Source organism: Chloroflexota bacterium (assembly GCA_016235055.1).
In the GTDB taxonomy this organism is placed as follows: domain Bacteria; phylum Chloroflexota; class Anaerolineae; order JACRMK01; family JACRMK01; genus JACRMK01.
Genome location: JACRMK010000046.1, coordinates 47,156 through 64,844 on the forward strand (window position 1 = coordinate 47,156; position 17,689 = coordinate 64,844).

At 65.4% G+C, this 17,689-nt stretch carries 16 protein-coding genes; 9 read left to right on the forward strand and 7 right to left on the reverse strand.

The annotated features are described in order from the left end of the window. Positions 1–235 precede the first annotated feature (235 nt). Both HZB53_10800 and HZB53_10805 read left to right on the forward strand, forming a co-directional pair. Positions 236–1,909 carry an alkaline phosphatase family protein gene (locus HZB53_10800; GenBank protein ID MBI5878129.1) on the forward strand — a complete coding sequence of 558 codons (1,674 nt, stop codon included), beginning with the start codon at positions 236–238 and terminating at the stop codon, positions 1,907–1,909. 46 nt (positions 1,910–1,955) lie between these two features. After that, the gene (locus HZB53_10805; GenBank protein ID MBI5878130.1) at positions 1,956–3,791 is read left to right on the forward strand and encodes a glycosyltransferase family 39 protein; all 1,836 of its coding nucleotides are present in this window, start codon (positions 1,956–1,958) and stop codon (positions 3,789–3,791) included. An 8-nt stretch (positions 3,792–3,799) separates the two neighbouring features. On the opposite strand, the gene HZB53_10810 is transcribed toward HZB53_10805, so the two are convergent. The 5 genes from HZB53_10810 to HZB53_10830 all read right to left on the reverse strand — a co-directional run bounded on the left by HZB53_10810 (position 3,800) and on the right by HZB53_10830 (position 8,025). Further along, positions 3,800–4,759, reverse strand: a complete 960-nt coding sequence (locus HZB53_10810) for a TIGR03621 family F420-dependent LLM class oxidoreductase (protein MBI5878131.1) — start codon at positions 4,757–4,759, stop codon at positions 3,800–3,802. Between the two features lie 711 nt (positions 4,760–5,470). Further along, a complete protein-coding gene (locus HZB53_10815) occupies positions 5,471–6,253 on the reverse strand; it encodes a L,D-transpeptidase (protein ID MBI5878132.1) in 783 nt (260 codons plus the stop codon). A gap of 17 nt (positions 6,254–6,270) precedes the next feature. Then, positions 6,271–7,368 (reverse strand): acetoin utilization protein AcuC, encoded by a 1,098-nt coding sequence (locus tag HZB53_10820; GenBank protein MBI5878133.1) that lies wholly within the window; start codon positions 7,366–7,368, stop codon positions 6,271–6,273. Between the two features lie 7 nt (positions 7,369–7,375). Then, a complete protein-coding gene (locus tag HZB53_10825) occupies positions 7,376–7,711 on the reverse strand; it encodes a lycopene cyclase domain-containing protein (protein MBI5878134.1) in 336 nt (111 codons plus the stop codon). Continuing rightward, a complete protein-coding gene (locus HZB53_10830) occupies positions 7,711–8,025 on the reverse strand; it encodes a lycopene cyclase domain-containing protein (protein ID MBI5878135.1) in 315 nt (104 codons plus the stop codon). Before HZB53_10830 ends, HZB53_10825 begins: the two co-directional genes overlap by 1 nt. Before the next feature lie 307 nt (positions 8,026–8,332). Between HZB53_10830 and HZB53_10835 the strand changes: the two genes are divergently transcribed. From HZB53_10835 to HZB53_10845, 3 genes are all read left to right on the forward strand, one after another. After that, positions 8,333–9,526: a hypothetical protein gene (locus HZB53_10835; protein MBI5878136.1), complete on the forward strand. Its 1,194-nt coding sequence runs from the start codon at positions 8,333–8,335 to the stop codon at positions 9,524–9,526. Between the two features lie 302 nt (positions 9,527–9,828). Further along, entirely contained in the window at positions 9,829–10,854 is a 1,026-nt protein-coding gene (locus HZB53_10840; GenBank protein ID MBI5878137.1) for a D-2-hydroxyacid dehydrogenase, read from the forward strand. A gap of 69 nt (positions 10,855–10,923) precedes the next feature. After that, positions 10,924–12,567 (forward strand): alpha/beta fold hydrolase, encoded by a 1,644-nt coding sequence (locus HZB53_10845; GenBank protein MBI5878138.1) that lies wholly within the window; start codon positions 10,924–10,926, stop codon positions 12,565–12,567. 228 nt (positions 12,568–12,795) lie between these two features. Here the strand turns inward: HZB53_10845 and HZB53_10850 are convergent, their stop codons facing one another. Continuing rightward, positions 12,796–13,281: a YbaK/EbsC family protein gene (locus HZB53_10850; protein ID MBI5878139.1), complete on the reverse strand. Its 486-nt coding sequence runs from the start codon at positions 13,279–13,281 to the stop codon at positions 12,796–12,798. Between the two features lie 373 nt (positions 13,282–13,654). Here HZB53_10850 and HZB53_10855 point away from each other — a divergent pair, with 373 nt between their 5' ends. Genes HZB53_10855 through HZB53_10870 form a run of 4 tightly spaced genes read left to right on the forward strand, consistent with a single transcriptional unit; the run spans position 13,655 to position 16,547 of the window. Then, positions 13,655–15,565: an aldehyde ferredoxin oxidoreductase family protein gene (locus HZB53_10855; GenBank protein MBI5878140.1), complete on the forward strand. Its 1,911-nt coding sequence runs from the start codon at positions 13,655–13,657 to the stop codon at positions 15,563–15,565. A 24-nt stretch (positions 15,566–15,589) separates the two neighbouring features. Beyond that, positions 15,590–15,922, forward strand: coding sequence for a nucleotidyltransferase domain-containing protein (locus tag HZB53_10860; GenBank protein ID MBI5878141.1), 333 nt, complete (start codon positions 15,590–15,592; stop codon positions 15,920–15,922). Further along, on the forward strand, positions 15,909–16,310 hold the full coding sequence (locus HZB53_10865; GenBank protein MBI5878142.1) for a HEPN domain-containing protein: 402 nt from the start codon (positions 15,909–15,911) through the stop codon (positions 16,308–16,310). The genes HZB53_10860 and HZB53_10865 overlap by 14 nt, the downstream gene beginning before the upstream one ends. Next, on the forward strand, positions 16,311–16,547 hold the full coding sequence (locus HZB53_10870) for a hypothetical protein (GenBank protein MBI5878143.1): 237 nt from the start codon (positions 16,311–16,313) through the stop codon (positions 16,545–16,547). Positions 16,548–16,801: 254 nt separating this feature from the next. On the opposite strand, the gene HZB53_10875 is transcribed toward HZB53_10870, so the two are convergent. Then, positions 16,802–17,644, reverse strand: a complete 843-nt coding sequence (locus HZB53_10875) for a DUF92 domain-containing protein (GenBank protein ID MBI5878144.1) — start codon at positions 17,642–17,644, stop codon at positions 16,802–16,804. Positions 17,645–17,689: the final 45 nt, after the last annotated feature.

Sequence of the window (17,689 nt, forward strand, 5' to 3'; positions counted from 1 at the left end):
TTCTGCCACGGACACCTATTTGCCCCCAATTTGAAATGCGCTCCTATGCCGTAGTGCATACCCGAAAGGTTTAGCGCACCTCCGATAGCGGACAACCCACGAGAAACTCTTCGGGTCGCAACGCGCCGCGCTCCCATTCGTCGTGCCGGACAACCCTGTGCGCCGATATCCGCGCAATTCCAGCAGATTCATTTCCTCTAGTATAATGACCGACGTACCAATTTTGGAGGTCTCTGTGGGCAACTCGCAGAAAGTGCTCGTCATCGGACTCGATGGCGTGCCGCTTGAACTGATCAAACCGTGGGCCGATGCAGGCCACCTGCCGACCCTCAAGCAATTCATCGCTGACGGCGCGTCCGGGCACCTGGCGAGCACCATGCCGCCGACGTCCGGCCCGTCGTGGTCCACCTTCGCGACCGGCAAGAACCCCGGCAAGCACGGCATCTATGACTTCCTGTTCCGTCATCCGAAGGCGTACGTCTTCCCGCCGGTCAACACGACCCGCCGCGACGGCAAGGCGCTCTGGAAGATCATCGCCGATGCCGGCAAGGTCGCCGGCTCGCTCAACGTGCCGATCGCGTACCCGGTCGACAAGTTGAACGGCGGCATGATCTCCGGCTGGATGACGCCGTACAACGCCAAGGACTTCGCGTACCCGCCCGAGCTGCTCGGCGAGATCGAGAAGCGCATCGGCGGGCACTATCACATCTACCCGACCGAGACGTTCGCCGAGGGGCGCGGCGAGGAGGCGTTCATGCGCGCCTCCGACGACCTGCTGGATGGGCTGACGAAGACGACGCTGGCGATGCTGGACAAGTACGCGCCGGACTTCTTCATCACCGTGAACTTCGACACCGACCGCATCCTGCACCAGATGTGGCACTACCTCGACCCGACGCACCCGTGGCGGAACGACAGCGCAGACCGTTCGGGTCCCGTCCTGCGCTACTTCCAGAAGGTGGACCAGAGCATCGCGCAGATGCTGACGCGCGCCGACGAGAACACGCTGGTCGTCATCCTGTCCGATCATGGCATGGGCGCGGCGCACAACTTCGTGGTGCTGAACAACTGGCTGCTGCAGACCGGCCTGCTGCAACTGAAGCGCGACATCCCGACGCGTCTGAAGCGACTGCTGTTCGACCTCGGCTTCACGCTGCGCAATGTGCACCGCATCGCGAACCGGCTGGGGCTGGCCAAGCACGCCGAGTACAAGATGGGCTACTTCACCGACGCGCTCATCAAATACTTCTTCCTGTCGTTCCGCAACGTGGACTGGGCGCGCAGCAGGGCGTACTCGTTCGGGCGGCACGTCGGCTCGATCTATATCAACGTCAAAGGCCGCGAGCCGCAGGGCAGCGTCGAGCGCGGCGCGGAATACGAGCGCGTGCGCGACGAGATCATCGCGCTGGCGAAGGATTTCCGCGACCCGCACGACGGCCGGGCGATCATCGCGCAGGTGCTCAAGCGCGAAGATGTCTGGACGGGCAAGCATCTCGACGAAGCGCCCGACCTGGTCATGCTGCCGAAGGAGCCGACCGATATCTTTTTCGGGCTGGCCGACTTCGGCTCCAACCAGTTGATGGACCGCGTGTACCGCTATTCCGGCATGCACCGCAACGACGGCCTGCTGTTCATGCGCGGCCCGATGATCAAGAAAGGCCACGTCATCACGGGCGCGCAGATCCAGGACATGGCGCCGACGATCCTGTGGGCGATGGGCCTGCCGGTCGCGCGCGACATGGACGGCAAGCCGCTGACCGATGTGTTCGAGTACGCGTTCACCGCCGAGCACCCGGTCACCTACGACGACGGCAGCAGCGCGGAGCAGAAGCCCGACGTGGCGGACTACAGCGACGAAGAGGCCAGGCAGGTCGAAGAGCGCCTGCGCGAGCTCGGCTACCTCGGCTGAGCCGGAGCGCATCCCGCGCGGCAGACGGGACGCGCGATCGACCTCCATGGCTACGCGGACGCGCCTCGCGATTCTCGCCATACTGCTGGCGGCGTTCGCCCTGCGCGCGGGCAACCTCGACACGCAGAGCATCTGGGGCGACGAGGCGTTTTCGATCTTTACGGCGAAACAGGATATTGCATTTGTGACCGGCGGCGGGGCGGACACGCACCCGCCGCTTTATCATTTCCTCCTGCACACCTGGATGCTGACGGCGGGCCGCACGCCGTTCGCCATCCGCTGGCTGTCGGTCATGGCGTCCATGCTGGCGGTGGCGGCCGCCTATGTGCTGGCCCGACAGGTGTCCGGGCGGAACGCGGGAGCCGGAGCGCCGCTGCTGGCCGCCTTGCTGGTCGCCGCTGCGCCGTTCCAGGTCTTCTATGCGCAGGAAGCACGCATGTACGCGCAGACCGCCGCGCTGTGCGCGCTCTCGCTGGCCGGATTCATTGGCTGGCACGCGCGCGGCACGCGCCGTGCGCTGCTCGGCTGGATCGTGGCGACGCTGCCCGCGCTCTACTCTCACTATTTCGCATTCTTCGTGCTGGGCGCGCAGGACCTGTTCCTGCTCGGCTCGTTGTGGCGCGACCGCCGCACCGCGCCAGGGCGTTTGCGGGCGGCGGTAGTTGCGCACCTCGCGCTGGCGCTCGCCTATCTGCCATGGGTCAACGCGCAGCGGGAATACCTCTCCAGCCGCGCCAACGCGCGTGCCAGCACGCTCTCACTACAGGGCATCTGGGATGTGGTGCGCCAATCGCTTGGCGCATTGTTCGCCGGCACGACCCTCGATGGCCCGGTGCAGGTCGCTGCCGCGCTGTTCTGCCTTGCGCTGGCTCTGTTTGGCCTGTGGTCGGCGCGGCGCGCGCCATACGCGTGGCTGATGGCGCTGGCGATTGGCGTGCCGATCGCGGGCGCGATCGTGGTCAACCCGCTGTTGCCGTTCTTCCGCGAGCGATTCTTGCTGCTGGCATCCGTGCCGTTCGCGCTCCTGATGGCGGCCGGACTGTGGCGTTTACCGACGCCGGAGCGATGGGTGTCACTGGCGGTTATCGGAGCGATTGTGGCACTCGCGCTGTCGAACACCTGGTACGCAGACCGTTTCCACAAGGGTGAATACGGGCTGGCGATCAACACGATCCGGTCGAATATGCGCGCCGGCGACGCGGTGATCGTCTATACGCCGATACAGGAGGCGGTGTACGACTACTACCGCATTGAGGGGTTGCCCGCCTACACCATGCCGGGCGCCGACCTGGCCGCTGTCGCGGCGAAGCAGTCGCGCATCTGGCTGCTGCTGTACGGCGATCCGGCCGTGTTCGATCCGAACCGCAGCGCGGAACAGTTCCTGAGCCAGCACGGTTTCAAGAGTTTCTACCAGGGCTACCGTGACGGTGCCCTGGCTCGTTACGATATGGCATCCGAAGCCGTGACGCTGACACCCGCGCAGACGCGATTCGGCGATGCGGTCACGCTGACCGGCTATGCCGTACCGCCATCGGTGGCCCGCGGAGAGACGCTGCCGGTCGTGCTGCAATGGCAATCGAGCGCGCCGCTAAGCGAGGATTACACAGTCTTCGCACACCTGCTGGCGCCGGATGGCCGCGTCGTCACGCAGATGGACAGCCAGCCGGTCGGCGGTACGCGCCCGACGCGCGGCTGGAAACCGGGCGAACCGGTGCGCGACCAGATCGGCGTGGCGGTGCCGTTTGACGCGCCGCCCGGCGTCTATCGCGTCGAGGTCGGCATGTACCTGCTGCGCACGCTCCAGCGGCTGCCCGTGCGCGAGTCGGGCGGCCTGCCTGTTCAAGCAGACGCCGTGATCCTCGGATCGATTGAGGTGCGATAGCGAACTCGCTAGCGCCCCGCCAGCCGCGCGACGATCGGCGCAAATTCCGCCACCCGATCATCCGGCACGACGTAGTACGAGAACCCGTACACCGCGCGTCGCTCTTCCATCTGGGCCGCCATCTGCTCCGGCGTGCCGATGAACACCGACGGCATCGCCAACACCTGCTCGACGGTGACGCCCACCCATCCGCGAGTGCGGATCAGCTGCTCGGCACCGCCCTGCCGGTCGTCTGTGAAGACCAGCCCCGGTATCAGATTCAACTCGATCTGATCGAATCGCTCGCCGGCCCCCTGCCGCACCCACTCTATCTTCTGCCGCACCGATTCGGCCAGGCGCTCGGTCGGATCATCAGACAGCGCCCCGCTGGCGACCGACGTGGTCAACATGCTAATGATGTCGGCCTCCCGTCCGGCCAGCATCAACATCCGCTTCTGCCCGCCACCGAGCAAGATCGGCGGGCGCAGCCGCTGGATGGGCTTCGGGTAGCCGTTCAGATTCGTAACATGGTAATGCTCGCCCGCATAGGTGAATGGGCCGTCCGCAAACAGGCCGTTTAGCACCCGCAGTGACTCCGCGAGGCGGCTAATGCGCGTGCCAGCGGAATCGAATGGCAATCCCGCCTGCGCGTATTCTGTGCGCAGCCAACCCGCGCCGAGCCCCAGTTCCAGCCGCCCGCCGGACAGCGCGTCCAGCGTCGCCGCTTCCTTGGCCAGCACGACCGGATGCCGGTAATCGTTGTCAATCACGAGCGTACCGACGCGCAGGGTTGTCGTCGCCAGTGCAGCGGCGGTCAGCGCGCTGAACGGCGCCAGTTGGTCGCCGAAATAGTCGGGCACGAAGTGGTCGCGGATCAGGAACGTCGCGTAACCGAGGTCTTCTACGCGACGTGCGTGGTTCATCCACGTCTGCGGGTAATGCGACTGCTCGTTGATGACGCCGAAACGGAACGGGTGTGGGTGGGCCATGAACTACCGCCTTTCTGGAATCTCAGAACTGCGGCCAGTATAGCGAGTACCGATGCGTCGTTCTATCCGATTCTTGCGGTTCAAACTGCCGCACAAGCAGGGGACGGCAAAAAGGAATCGTCCGCGCTAGAGCATCTTGCAGAAACATCGGGCACGCCATGCGGTTCGCCGGGTAGGGGCAGGTCTTTGACCTGCCCAGCGGACAGGCCAAAGGCCTGTCCCTACAGGCGGCGTGCAGCACCGTATCGGATCATGTCGCAAACCGCTATAAACGCTGGCGACGCTTATGCTTATCCGGGCAGAGCGTGTCCGCAGGAACATGTCATGTTGAGCGCGGCGGCCAAGTCATCATTAGGCAGACAATCACGCACGCGAAGCATCTATGCCGAAGCATTTCAGGTGCTTCGCGCGCGTGACAGGCCTACCCACAGCGGCCTTGCCTTCGCGCTGCTCATGACGTTCGCGGTATTGCTCGTAGGGCCGACCCCGACCCGTTCGCCCCCTTTGGGGGGTTGCGGTCGCCCGGTGCTGGGCCGGGCAAGCGCTGCTCCTACACGGCTGTCATGCAACGGCGCATGCCCGCCGGGCATGGGGTTCTCGCAATGACGCTTTTGTCGCAGCGCCGCTTACTCTGCAAACCGCTTCAAAACAAAACAGCCCTTCGGGTCTCTTAACCCGAAGGGCTGTTGGTTTCTGGGCGAAGTGTTGCGTTTAGTAGTGCGTCCGCACCGGCATGCCGACGTAGCCGAAGCTGTAGAAGTACGCCGCGTCGTCGAGCGTCAGGTTCACGCAGCCGTGGCTCATCGGGTGCCCGAAGTTGCGGTGCCAGTAGGTGCCGTGCAGCGCGAAGCCGCGATAGAAGTACATGATGTTCGGCACGCCGGGCAGGCGGTAGTAGTCGCGGGCCGCGCGCGAGCCGCCGGACATTGTCTGCGACTTGACCTTGGCCCAGACGCGGAACAGGCCGACGACCGTCGGATGACGACGCACGCCGGTCGAGGTCAGCACGGTCTTCAGCGGCGTCGAGCCGCGATAGGCGGTGACCGTCTGCCGCGAGATGTTGACGTCCACCCACATGCCGGAGGTCGGCGGGTTCGCCACCGGGCCGGCCAACGTCGTCTCGGCGGTCGTGCGCGGCCAACCGGGGGCGTCGCCGGGCTTCGCAGGCGGCGCGCCAAGCACGCCGGGCGGCAAGCCGAGCGACAGCGCGCTCTCGAAGGCGGGCGTTTCCGTGGGCGGCATCGCGAATGCCTCGCTGCTCAACGGCACGCCGCTCATATCCGGTCCACTGGCGGCCAACTCATCGTCGGCAAACAGATCGGCATCGGCGCCGGCCATGATCGGGTCAAAGCTCAACAGCGCGACCGGATCGATCTCCGCTGACTGCTGCAGCAAATCAGCGGCAACGGCAATGCGCTCCTGCGACACAAAGGCCAGCCCCGTGCCGATCACGAGCAGCAACAGACTTGCAGCGAGCAGTATACGGTTCTTCAATGTGCCCCCTTTGGCGCTCAACGTGCAAAGTTAGGTTGTTCCGTTTTACTGCCATTAAGATGGCTTGTCAAGCGCTGCCAATCGGAAACCATCGCTTCGACGCGTACGGCCGCCTCTGCATCTTCCGGCAGCGGGCCGTCGTGCAGGTCGGCGTACGACGCGCGCTTGTGCGGCGGCACGCAGCCGGCCAGCGTGCCGAGCATCAAGCTCCAGCAGCGCGCGACCGTTTCCGGATGATAGCCGCCGCCGCCGAACAGCAATAACCGCCCGCCGCACAACTGGTGCGCGGCCGCGTGCAGGCGCTCAGTCAGCGCCTGGTAGGTCTGCGTGGTCAACTGCAATCCGACGAGTGGGTCGTTGGCGTGCCCGTCGGTGCCGAACTGGACGAGCACGAACTGCGGCCGGTAGGCGCGCAGCGCGGGCAGCGCCACGCGATCGAACGCGTCGAGGTAGGCGCTGTGTCCCGTCCGGCGCGGCAGCGGCAGGTTGATGTTGTGGCCGAGGCCGGCGCCTTCGCCGTGGTCTTCCAAGCGGCCGGTGCGCGGGTAGAAGCGCCCGTCGTACTGGTGCAGGGAGATGGTCAGCACCGGTTCGGCGTACAGCAGGTTCTGCGTGCCGTCGCCGTGGTGCCCGTCCACGTCTACGACCGCGATGCGCGATAGCCCCTGCGCCTGCAGCCAGCGCACGACGATGACGATGTCGTTGAAGATGCAGAACCCGCCGGCGCGGTCGCGCTGCGCGTGGTGCAGGCCGCCGCTCGGGTTGAAGACGTGGTCGGCTGCGCCATCCATGATCAGCCGCGCGCCGAGCAGCGAGCCGCCGACGCTCAGGCGCGCGCGCTCGAACACGCCGGGGTAGGCCGGCGTGTCGCCGCCGTCAAGGAAGCCGCTGCCCTCGGCGTCGCGCTGCCGGACATAGTCGACGTACTCCGGCGTGTGCACGCGCAGCAGTTCGTCCACGCCGGCCGGCGCCTGCCGCTCGACGCGCAGCCCGTTGGCAAAGAAGCCAAGCGACTCAAACAGACGGTAGCTGTCGCGGTAGCGCATCCACGAGCGCTGCATCCGCGCGAAGCCGCGCTCGTTGTAGCGCGGGTGGTAAATGAGGACGGTCGACATGCGGGGTCTACCAGATCCAGCGCTTCGGGCTGTAGCCGAAGACGAGCACGCCGCAGGCCGCGGCGGCCGAGACGACCGCCATGGCGATGACATCTTCGACGGGCGTCACGCCGAACAACCAGATGCCAAGCACCTGCTGCGGGTCGAAGTACCACGCGCCCCACTGCCCGCCGAGCGGGTCGGTGACGAGCATCCACAGTTCGGCGATCAGCACGACCGTGATGATTATGCGGCGGCGGCTCCAGAGAAAGCGCGCGTTGCGCGCCCACAGGATCGCCATGAACAGCGCGCCCATCGCCCCCGTCATCACGAGATAGGTGGCGCGCGGGGGAATCAGATCCATCAGACGCGGCCCTCCGCTTCGGCCAGGACGATCGTCAGTGCGCCGAACAACACGGTGATGGCGGCGATCCAGATCCACTCTTCAATCGGCAGGCCGAGCAGCCAGATATTGGCGATGTGCTCCGGCGCGTAGAACCAGACGCCGCGCCGCACGGCCAACGCGTCCCACAGCCAGCCGCCGGCCAGCGAGCCGAGCGTGACCCACGTCAGCGCGCGCCGCTGCTTCCAGAAGACCTGTCGCCAGCGCAGCAGCGCCAGCAGCGGCACGCCCATGCAGAGCGCCAGCCAGATCAGGTATGTGTAGTGACCGAACATAGCTGTTATCGGGGATCGGGTTTCAGGTGTCAGGGATCAGGGGATAGGGTATAGGGCATAGTGAGAGCGTCTTGCGCCGGCCGTCGACATCCGCTTCGCGCAGCAACGCCTTGCTCCGATCCCGAATACCCGATGCCCGGACTCTATGCCTTGTTCCCCGAAACCTGACCCCTGATTCTCTATTCCCTATCCCCTGATCCCTGACACCCGATCCCTGATACCCGACCCCCGCTCAACGCGTTTGATTATACCGCCGATATTGTGGTATTGTGATGATATGCCGCGCGCTGAGCCGCGGCTTCCGAAAATGTCAGACCTCCGAATCAAAGGGCTTGTCGCCGCGATGAACCGCGCCCGCGAGGGGTGGAGTCACGGCGTGCCCGTCGCCGAAGCCGACGATTTCCGCCGCATGGTGATGGATACGGTCGCGCAAGTCGAAGCGATCTGCCGGCGCAACCAGGTCAAGCCGTCGCAACTGCCCGGCCCCTCGTACCGCGCGTACCGCTACCTCAAGTCGCTCGATCTGGCCGCGCTGCCGGTCTGCGACGAGTCGGCGGCGCCGTCGCGCGCCGTGCGCATCAAGAACGCCATCGCGACCGCGAACCGCATCCGCGCCGACCTGCTGGCGCTGCCCGGCCGCGCCGAACCGGCCGCCCTGCAGCATGGCCCCGCGGCCGCGCTGCTGAAGCGCATCCAGTCGCAGTCGCGCGCGATCGAGGAGATCTGCGCGCGGCTGTCGAGCTCGCCGGCGCGCCTGCCGCTGCCGTCGCGCCGCGCGTACCAGTGGCTCAAGTTCCTCAGCGCGACCGACAATCTGCTGTCGCACTGGGCGACGCTGGCGCTGGTGCGCGAGATCATCGGCAGCCTGCGCTGGATCAAGCAGCGCTGGCCCGGCTACGCCTTCAGCTTCGAAATCTACCCGAGCGACTATCTGTACCGCGCCCAGGTCAATCACACGCAGGTGCGCATCGTCGCCGCGCCCGGTTTCGTCGGCGCGCCGCCCGATGCGCTCGAAGCGTTGGTGCGCGCGGCGGTCAGCCGCCGGCAGGCGAGCGCAACCAACGCGGTCAAGCGCTACATCAACGGCGAGGACTTCGCCGAGGCGTCGCTGGCGTTCGAGTTGTGCCTGGAGCGCCCCGACGGCGGCCTGAAGGGGCGCCACTACGACCTGGCCGAGGTGTTCGCGCGCGTCAACGCCGCGTACTTCGACGGGTGCATGCCGCGCCCGCGCCTGCAGTGGAGCCGCACCGTCACCGAGCGCACGATGGGCCACTATCAGGTCGAGAGCGACACGGTGATGATCAGCATCGCGCTCGACGACCATCGCGTGCCGCAGTACGCCATCGACTTCGTGATGTACCACGAACTGCTGCACAAGCAACTGGGCGTGCAGTTCGTGGACGGGCGGCACTACGCCCACACGCGCGCCTTCCGCGAGGCCGAGAAGCGCTTCAAGCGCTACGACGACGCCGAGGCGTTCCTGCAGTCGCTGGCGCGCTGACCGGAAAGCCCACCGCAGAGCACGCAAAGAGCGCAAAGAAAAGCTTTGTTGACCGTGAATAACGCGAATTGGCGCTAGTCGAACGCTAACCGCAGAGAACGCAGAGGAAAACAAGACCAACCGCAAAGCACGCAAAGAGCGCAAAGGAGAACCCTGCTTTCGATTGGCGTCGATTCGCGTTATTCGCGGATAGAGAGCTTTTCTTTGCGGTCTTTGCGCCCTTTGCGGTTCAATGTTCTTGGTGTCCATTCGTGTTCCTTCGTGGACAAAGGTGATGTTGAATCTTCCCTGGGGATTTTCTAATGACTGACAAGCTGACCATTATGATCGCCTCGCAACTGGAGCCGGAGCACATCGAGCGCATCCGCGCCGTCGATCCGCGCATCGAGGTGCTATACGACCTCGCGCTCGTGCCCCAGATGCGCTACATCGCCGACCACACCGGCGGCCCGTTCCAGCGCACGCCGGAACAGCAGGCGCAGTGGCTCGACTGGCTTAAGCGCGCCGAGGTGCTGTTCGACTTCGAGCGCGCCGCACTGAAAGATCTGCCGGTCACCGGCCCGCGCGTCAAGTGGATCCAGTGGACGAGCGCCGGCATCGGCCAGGTGATCAAGGGCGCGGGCATCGACCGGCTGCCGATCGCGCACACGACCGCCAGCGGCGTGCATGCGCGGCCGCTGGCCGACTTCTGCCTGATGGTCATGCTGATGACGGTCAAGAACTTCCTCTGGATGCAGCGCGACAAGCGTGCGCACCACTGGGAGCGCTACTGCGGCGAGGAACTGACCGGCAAGACGCTGGCGATCGTCGGCATGGGGCGCGTCGGCAGCGAGGTGGCGCGCACCGGCAAGCTGATGGGCATGTGTGTGATTGGCATGCGCCGTGGCACCGAGCCGGCGCCGTACGTCGACCGGATGGTCACGCGCGCGGAACTGCCCGACATGCTGCGCGTGGCCGACTTCGTGGTGCTGATCGCGCCGCACACGCCCGAGACGGAGAACCTGATCGGTGGTACGGAACTGGCGCAGATGAAGCCGACCGCCGTGCTGATCAACATCGCGCGCGGCCAGTTGGTGGACGACGCCGCACTGGTGCGCGCCCTGCAGAGCGGCCAGATCGCCGGCGCGGCGATCGACGTGGCGCGCGTCGAGCCGCTCGACCCGGCGTCGCCGCTGTGGGCGATGCCGAATGTCGTCATCAGCCCGCACTCGGCCAGCACCGTGACGGCCGAGAACGATCGGATCATGGACATCTTCTGCGAGAACATCGGCCACTACCTGCGCGGCGAGCCGATGCGCAACCGCTGGAACCCCGATCTGCTATATTGATTGGCAACCCTTCGGGTCTTCAAGACCCGAAGGGTTTTTTGGATTCGCGAAACGACCGGAGGCGCGGATATGATCATCAAACGCCTGCTATACCTCGCCTGCACGCTCGTCGCGCTGTTTGCCGCGTACCGCATCCTTGTCGTGGACGGCGGCATCGTACGTACCTCGACCGTCGTAGATGGCATCCCGGTCGAGATATTCGCGCCGGCACCTGAGCCGAACGCGCGGCTGCCGCGAGTGTACCCTGCTGTCGTTATCGCACATGGCTATGCGGGAAGCAAGCAGGTCATGTACGAACTGGCGCGCACCCCGATCTATTTGTCACCGGATCAAGGTTTGTTTGTAGCGGGATTGCTCTCTGGTCCTGGACAGGCAATCGCTGTCACGTTCGACTTCACCGGGCATGGCGCTAATACAACTCCGCTTTCAGCGACCGCACGACTAGATCAACTGCAGAAGGATATAGGCCGCATTGTGCAGTACGCGCGCTCGCTGCCCAATGTGGATCCAAATAGCATCGCTTTGATTGGTCACTCGATGGGGGCCGGCGCAGTCGTGCAATACGCCAATCAACACCCGGATATCAAGGGGGTCATATCCATTTCGGGAGGCGCTACCGAGGTGACGCCCAACGCGCCGAAGAATCTGCTATTGCTGGCCGGTGTTCTCGAATTCGATTCAATCAAGACAGCCCAGAAGATCGCTCTGGCAAACGCGGGGGGCTCGTCCGAAGCATTTTGGTCAGGACGGGCGCGAGCATTGGAGTTTGTACCGTCTTCAGAGCACCTTACGGTTTTGTGGAATGACATGACGCTAGTCAGCGCGGCGAGTTGGTTACGGTATTGCTTTCTCGGAGGGATTCCAGATCGCCTGAGAATAATCGATCGTTGGGGACCATCATTTTGGCAAACGTTGCCACAATCACTGCTTACCGTGCGGGCTATTCAGGCAGCGCTCTTGCTATCGCTCGCCGTCTTCGTCCTCTTCTTCCCCCTCTCATCATTCGCCGTGTCGCGGCTCGGCCTGCGCGTGGCCGCGCCCGTGCCCGCCGGTCTGCCGTACGGGCAGGTGCTGCTCGTCGCGCTCGTGCCGGCCGTGCTCGCGCCGCTGATCCTGCGTGGGCTGTCGCTGACGCCGATTGACCCGGCGACGTGGCTGCCGATCCAGATCGTCAACTACATGGCGATGCATTTCCTGCTGTACGCCGCGCTAATGCTGGGAGTGCTGCGACTGTTCGGCGTGCGCGACCTGTGGGCACGCATCCGGCGCAATCTGCGGCCGGCTGCGCTCGTGCTGGCGGCGCTGTTCTTCGCGTGGATCTACGTCACGAACGGGGTGGTGGCGCACCTGACGTGGCTGAACTTCCTGCCGTCGGGCAGCCGGCTGTGGCTCTGGCCGGTGGTCTGCGCGTTGGCGATGCCGTACTTCGTGCTGAACGAGTATGTGACGAAAGCGGCGACGATGCGGCGGAGCGCGCTGAACGAGTTGACCTCGAAGGTCGCGCTGATCGGCTCGCTGCTGTTCGCGGTGGCGATCACGCCGGGGTTGTTCTTCCTGCTGCTGGTGATCGCCGTCTTTGCGGTCTTCTTCGCCGTGTATGGCGCGTACGCGGTGCGCCTGCATAGCCTGACCGGCAACCCGCTGATCGCCGCGCTCGGCTACGCGGCTATGACCGCCGCGTTGCTCGTCGCCGTGTTCCCCATCACCGGATAGAACTTTTCACCGCAGAGAGCGCAGCGAGAACCTTTGTATCCGCGAATAACGCGAATCGGCGCGAATAGAACAACTGCGTCCCCCAATGAACGCAAAGAGCGCAGAGGTTACTCCCTGCGCTCTCGTCATCTCTTCATCCAGTTATCTTGTCATCTCTTCATCCAGTCATCTTGTCATCTCTTCACCTTGTCACCTTGTCACCTTGTCATCTTGTCATCCCGTCATCTTTCAGATGACCGGCTTCTCCTTGTCGGTCAGGTTGACGACGACGGCGCGGCTCGCCTTGACCAGGTCGGCCGGCGCAATCAGGATCTCCTCGCCCCACTGGCCGGTGCCGACGCCGAGCACGCTCTCAATCAGCAGTGACGCTTCGAGGAACGAGCGGAAGCCCGGCCTCTGCCAGTGAAACGGCGGGATCGAGCCGATCTCGTAGCCGGTCGTCGTTTTGACCGCTTCCGGGCTGGCGAGCTTGATGTTGCGCGAGTTGAGCACCTTCTTCAGGTGCCCGGAGATCGCGCTCTGGTCGCCGCCGAGCATGATCAGTGCCCGCTCGCCGCGGTCGTTCTCGAAGATCAGCGTCTTGACCATCTGCCGCTCGTTGAAGCCGAGCGCGCGCGCCACCGAGGCCGCGCCTTTCTCGATGTCGGTCGGGAATGAGCGCCGCTCGTATGGAATATTCTGCTGGTCGAGGTAGTCGTGGGATGGCAGGTTCATCGCGGTCTCCTGTGCCGGTTGGCGTAGTGCGCGTATTATAGCCGAACCGCATCCACGAAGGAATACAAAGGGGCACGAATAGACCGCCGACACACAGCAATCCCGACCGTCATGCCGGCAAGTAGTAAGCCGGCATCCACGACCACGGCACGCAAAAGCCCGTGACTCTTGGCCGTGTGGATTCCGGCCAAAATCACGCCGGAATGACAAATTGCCGATTGTTGCCGACTTTTAGCGCTTCTTGCCTGTTTGGTGCCCCTTCGTGCCGCTTCGTGGACAATGCTCCCGCGATTTCTGGTATACTTTCAAGGATACGGCCGCGCGCGGCGGCGCGCCAGCCGGCTGGCGCTGGTTACCCACGGAGGACGCGAATATGGCTCACGGAAGCACTGGCAAGATCCTGCACGTCAATCTCACCACATCGGCTATTCACACCGAAGATATCGACGAGGCGCTGTACCGCCTCTACCCCGGCGGCAAAGCGCTGGCCGCCTACCTGCTGCTCAAGCAGATGCCGGCACACGCCGACCCGCTCGGCCCCGACAATGTGCTGATCCTGGCCAACGGCGTGCTGACCGGCGCGCCGGTCTCGACCGCCACGCGCTTTTCGGCCGTCGCGCGCTCGCCACTAACCGGCGCATTCGGCGAGTCGGAAGCGGGCGGTTTCTGGGGCCCGGAACTCAAGTTCGCCGGCTTCGAGGCGATCGTGCTCAAAGGGCGCGCCGACAAGCCGGTCTACCTCTGGATCAAAGACGGCCGGGTCGAGATTCGCGATGCAGCGCACCTGTGGGGCAAGGAGACCGGCGACACGCAGAACGCCGTGCGCGCCGAACTGGGCGACAAGCTGGTGCGCTTCCTGCAGATCGGCCCCGGCGGCGAGAACCTGGTGCGCTTCGCCTGCCTGACCAACGACCTGCGCCACTACAACGGCCGCAACGGCATGGGCGCGGTGATGGGCTCCAAGCGGCTCAAGGGTATCGCCGTGCGCGGCAGCGGCAAGTACCTCGACCTTGCCGAGCAGCCGAAGGCGCTCTCGGAGTTCGGCAAGCTGCTGTCGAAGCGCGTCAAGAACCAGCCGCAGTCGTTCGACTTGCAGGAGAAGGGCACGCCGGGCATCACCGGCGGCCTGAACGCGGCCGGCATCCTGCCGACGCGCAACTTCCTGCAGGGCGCGTTCGAAGGCGTGGACGGCCTCAAGTGGGAGGTATACGAGAAGGAACTGCTGACCGCCCGTCGCTCGTGCTACGCCTGCGCCGTGCGCTGCAAGCGCGAGGTCGCGGTGAACGACCGCTACGTGGTCAGCGATACTTACGGCGGCCCGGAGTACGAGGCGGTCGGCGGCTTCGGCTCGAACTGTGGCATCGGCGACCTGCAAGCGGTCGCCAAGGCGAACGAACTGTGCGGGCGCTACACGCTCGACGCCATCTCGACCTCATCGGTCATTTCGTTCGCCATGGAATGCTTCGAGCACGGGCTGATCACGACGAAGGACACCGGCGGCATGGAACTGCGCTTCGGCAATGTCGACGCGATGCTGAAGACGGTCGAGTTGATCGCGTTCCGTAAGGGCATCGGCGACCTGCTGGCCGAGGGCGTCAAGCGCGCGGCTGAAAAGATCGGCGGCGACGCGCCGTTTTTCGCGATGCACGTCAAGGGCCAGGAACTGCCGATGCACGACCCGCGCGGCAAGATTGGCGTTGGCATCGGCTACGCCGTCAACGAGGGCGGCGCGGATCACCTCGTCGCGTACCACGACACGGCGCTCGCGAACCCGGCGTCGGCCGGTTTCAAGAGCGCGACGGCGCTCGGCATCACGGAAGCGGTGCCACCGCGCGAACTCAGCGCGCGCAAGGCGTTCAACTACGCGATTCTGGAGAACTGGAGCAGCGCCGGCAAGGTGACCGGCTACTGCTACTTCGGCCCCGGCCCGCGCTCGTTCATCGAGGCGCAGGAAGTCGTCGATTCGGTGCGCGCGGCGACCGGTTGGGATCTGACGATTGCCGACCTGCTCAAGATCGGCGAGCGGGCGACGAACCTGGCGCGCGTCTTCAACGTGCGCGAAGGGTTCTCGCGCAAAGACGACATGATCCCGGAGCGGTTGTTTGCGCCGTCGCCGGTCGGCGCGCTGCAGGGCGTCGGCATCTCGCACGACGAGTTCGAGCAGGCGCTGACCGAGCTGTACCGGCTGAAGGGCTGGGACCCGGAGACCGCGAAGCCGACCCGCGAGCGCCTGCGCGAGCTGGGCATCGAGTGGGCGGCGGACATCGTCGAGGCGTCCGCGTAGCGCCGGGCTGATGGAGGAGAGTCGATGAGCACCCCCGTAATCGCCGAGCCGCCGTGCTTGGCTGAAGCGATTGAGCGCATCGTGCAGCAGTTTCACCCGCTGCGCATCATCCTGTTCGGCTCCTGGGCGCGCGGGGACGCCCGCCCGGACAGCGACCTTGATTTGCTGGTGGTGATGCCGGAGGCGCAGAACAAGCGCGCTATGACAGTTCGCATAGGCAATTCGTTGAGTGATCTGCCGATCAGCAAAGATGTCGTGGTAACGACGCCAGCGGAGATCGTGGAGCACGGGCAGACTATCGGGCGGGTGCTCCAGCCGGCGCTGGCCGAAGGCAAAGTCGTCTATGAGCGCCGATGATGTAGGCACTTGGCTGGCGTATGCGCATTCCGACTTGGGGGCGGGTCGGTCACTCTTGCTCGGGCCTGAGCCTTTTTCACGCCAGTCGTGTTTTTATGCACAACCGGCTGCGGAAAAGGCGCTAAAAGCTGTGCTGGTAGCGCATGGCATCAAAGTTCCGCACACGCATGACCTTGATCATTTGCGTGAGATCATCCCGGGCGGGGCTTCGGTGAAAGTCGAATTCCCGCACCTCTATGCATTGTCGATCTGGGCCGTCGAGGCGCGCTATCCCGGCGATCCGCAAGAGGTCACGGCCGATGAGGCACGCGCGGCGCTCGATCTGGCGGAACGAGTGCTGCGGGCGGTGGAGCGCGACTTGCGCGCCGGCGGCGCAGAGGCGTCGTAGATGCAGGTGCATCTCGGCGGGCATCTCAACTGGTACGAGCCGCAGCGCCGGGTCTGGGTGGAGTTGCCTGCCGGCGGGGCCATGCGCTTGCTGGCGATCTGTGCCGCGGTGGGCGTGCCGCCGGAGGAAGTCGCCATCGCCGTCGTGAACGGCCATGCGGTCGACCTGGAGCGTGCCACGGCGACCGATGCCGACCGCGTGGAGTTATACCCGCCGATCGGCGGCGGGGTGGCATAACAACACCAAGCCCCTTCGGGATTTCAAGACCCGAAGGGGCTTCTGTTTCCGGCCACCTCGGGCGGTCATCCTGAGCGCGAAAGCGGGGCGTATGTCCTTTGGCTCGTTAGGCGCGCGAAGGATCTGAACTGCCGCCTCTCAGATTCTTCGCGCGCGAGGCGTGTTGCACGCCATCGGTCTTGCCGCCGCGCTCCGAATGACAGCGGACCAGGGTATGCTCAGCGCAAAACCGCTGTACCTGCGCTTGATTTGCGCTACCGCATCGCGCCGTAGACCAGCACGGCGGTGACGGCGCCGGCCAGCGACGCGAGGAAGTTCACCACGTCGTTGTCCATCCATGCCAGCCCGCGCGTCAGGATCGCCGGGCGGCCGCAGGCGTGGATCGGCTTCTCGGTGTACGCAGCGTCGCTCGCGCAGTAGTAGAGCGCCTGCACCGTTGCGCCCAACAGCGAATCGACTACGCTGCCGATGAAGCCCGCGATCAGCGCGGTGGTCGGCAGCCAGAGATACGCGCTCAGGGGCACGTCCGCGAAGAATCCCTCGACGTAGCGCCCCAGCAGCGCCGCCGAGCCGATCAGCAGCGCGCCGGTGGCCGCCGAGATCAGGCCGAGCGTGCTGACCGCGCCGTTCTCGCCGGTCCGCGTCTCGCGCCAGGTGGTGACCATGCGCGGCGGCGTCAGGCTGAGCATGCCCAGTTCCGTCGCCCACGTGTCGGCCGTCACGGCCGCCATGGCGCCGGCAAACGCGGCGAAGATCGGCAGGGTGTACGCGGGAAAAATGGCGCCCGAGACGGCCAGCACGGCCGCCGCGCCGCCGTTGGCGAGCGTCTGCGCCAGGTCGCGGCGGCCACCCTTGGCGAACTCGGCGGACGATTCGCGTTTGCGTTCCGCGCCGTAGCGCGTCAGCGCCGACGACGAGACGAAGAACGCCACGACGACCACGGCCCAGGCGAAGCCGCCGAGGCCGAACGTCAGCGTGCCGACGATGGCCGCGCCCGCGACGCCGTCGCGCGTCAGCGCGCCGCGTCGCTGCGCCGCCAGCCCGATCAGCAGGCTGAGCGCGAACCCGGCGGCCAGTTGCAGAGGCGAAAGAGACATAGGCAGCCCCTCCGGCGCGCGGCGCGGAGGGGCGTTTTCTTCGGA